Here is an 816-nt window from a genome sequence, read left to right on the forward strand (position 1 = left end):
CACTCACAAAGAGTATACTGGTCCCCAAAACGCACATGAACTTATGCAAGCATTGAATGCAGACTACAACCGAGGGCATTCAAAGACCGAAGTGAGCATTTATCATAAAGTCCCTGGGAGAAAAACAATAAACTATGACAGTACGTCTACAGAACATGAGATAGATGCCAGATACGCACGAGAAGAATGGCTTCAACACCTTCTGGACAGAGGTGTTACCATAGAAAATTTTAGTGATTATTCACGCTACCTATCAAAACGGCACACTTTGGCACTTCTCGAAGACACTCCGAATTTGCGGGAGTTAGGCATTTTCGATATTCCACCGTCGGAGGATTGGGAAATTTACAAAGCTGCTTATATTGATAAGTTGGTAAATGACCGCATCAAGCTTCTGAAAACTACAGAACATTCTCGTCACAGCGAGAACGGACCCTTCCGCTCCATCAATATTATTGAGAACTTTCACACCGGCACAAGCGGAAACTGATAAGGGGCTTCCTTGAAATCGGCTTAAATTTCCGGTATCATAGATTTAGAAGTAAATCAACGATAGGAGAAAACTCACGAAAGTCTATAACGAAAGTGTTTTAGCCGTCAACAAATTGAACATGAAAGTGGATGACGGTGAAATCTATGTTGTTCTCGGCGCGAATGGTGCCGGGAAAAGCACAACCATCTCTATGCTGCTGAACTTCATTGAACCTACAAGCGGCACGGCACTGGTAGGTGATATTGAGATCCCGAAGTTCCCACTGGAGGCGAAGAAGCATCTCGCTTACGTTTCTGAGAACGTCGAACTCTATCGCAACTTTA

General features: G+C 43.5%; 1 protein-coding gene and 1 pseudogene (1 of these 2 only partly in view). Both read left to right on the forward strand.

From position 1 onward, the window contains the following. The coding region (locus J4G07_22500; GenBank protein MCE2416755.1) for a hypothetical protein at positions 1-490 on the forward strand (490 nt) is incomplete at its 5' end. Between the two features lie 121 nt (positions 491-611). Next, positions 612-816 (forward strand): annotated as a pseudogene (locus tag J4G07_22505) (ABC transporter ATP-binding protein); it runs 450 nt beyond the window's last position.

This window comes from Candidatus Poribacteria bacterium (genome assembly GCA_021295715.1).
In the GTDB taxonomy this organism is placed as follows: domain Bacteria; phylum Poribacteria; class WGA-4E; order WGA-4E; family WGA-3G; genus WGA-3G.